Source organism: Klebsiella sp. GW_Kp181, assembly GCF_040062315.1.
GTDB classification, from domain to species: Bacteria; Pseudomonadota; Gammaproteobacteria; order Enterobacterales; family Enterobacteriaceae; genus Klebsiella; species Klebsiella oxytoca.
Genome location: NZ_JBEAFR010000031.1, coordinates 1 through 1,065, shown reverse-complemented (window position 1 = coordinate 1,065; position 1,065 = coordinate 1). Strand labels below are relative to the sequence as shown.

The following is a 1,065-nucleotide window of genomic DNA, read 5'->3' as shown; positions in this document are numbered from 1 at the left end:
GGGCTCCTACTGCTTGTACGTACACGGTTTCAGGTTCTTTTTCACTCCCCTCGCCGGGGTTCTTTTCGCCTTTCCCTCACGGTACTGGTTCACTATCGGTCAGTCAGGAGTATTTAGCCTTGGAGGATGGTCCCCCCATATTCAGACAGGATACCACGTGTCCCGCCCTACTCTTCGAGTTCACAGCCTGTGTGTTTTAGTGTACGGGAGTATCACCCTGTACCCTGCGACTTTCCAGACGCTTCCACTAACACACAAGCTGATTCAGACTCCGGGCTGCTCCCCGTTCGCTCGCCGCTACTGGGGGAATCTCGGTTGATTTCTTTTCCTCGGGGTACTTAGATGTTTCAGTTCCCCCGGTTCGCCTCGTTTGACTATGTATTCATCAAACGATAGTGCAACGAATTGCACTGGGTTTCCCCATTCGGACATCGCCGGCTATAACGGTTCATATCACCTTACCGACGCTTTTCGCAGATTAGCACGTCCTTCATCGCCTCTGACTGCCAGGGCATCCACCGTGTACGCTTAGTCGCTTAACCTCACAACCCGAAGATGTTTCGTGAAACATCATCGTGTCGCGAAAATTTGAGAGACTCGAACACACATTAACTGTGTGTCGTTTCAATTTTCAGCTTGATCCAGATTTTTAAAGAGCAAAACTTCGCAGTGAACCTTTTCAGGTACACTCTGAAGTTTTCTTGTTTTTGGCAGTAATGATGGTGGAGCTATGCGGGATCGAACCGCAGACCTCCTGCGTGCAAAGCAGGCGCTCTCCCAGCTGAGCTATAGCCCCATCGTAGTTAAAATCTCATCAACCTTAATTTCTGTTGAGGCAAGGCGTGGTGACACGAAGCATATTTAAAGTATGTGAGTGTCGCCGCAACGCAGCATCAGCAGAAATTTGGTAGGCCTGAGTGGACTTGAACCACCGACCTCACCCTTATCAGGGGTGCGCTCTAACCACCTGAGCTACAAGCCTGCAGAGATTTTCTTACTGCTTATTTTTCATCAGACAATCTGTGTGGACACTACAAAGGCAGGTTCTTTCAGGTAAGGAGGTGA

Annotated in this window: 2 tRNA genes and 1 rRNA gene; all 3 read right to left on the bottom strand. The window is 49.6% G+C overall.

Going from position 1 to position 1,065, the window contains the following annotated elements:
* Positions 1–542, bottom strand: a 23S ribosomal RNA gene (locus ABLV11_RS07000); the annotation flags it as partial.
* Between the two features lie 178 nt (positions 543–720).
* Positions 721–796, bottom strand: a tRNA-Ala gene (locus ABLV11_RS06995).
* Positions 797–905: 109 nt separating this feature from the next.
* A tRNA-Ile gene (locus ABLV11_RS06990) sits at positions 906–982 on the bottom strand.
* Positions 983–1,065: the final 83 nt, after the last annotated feature.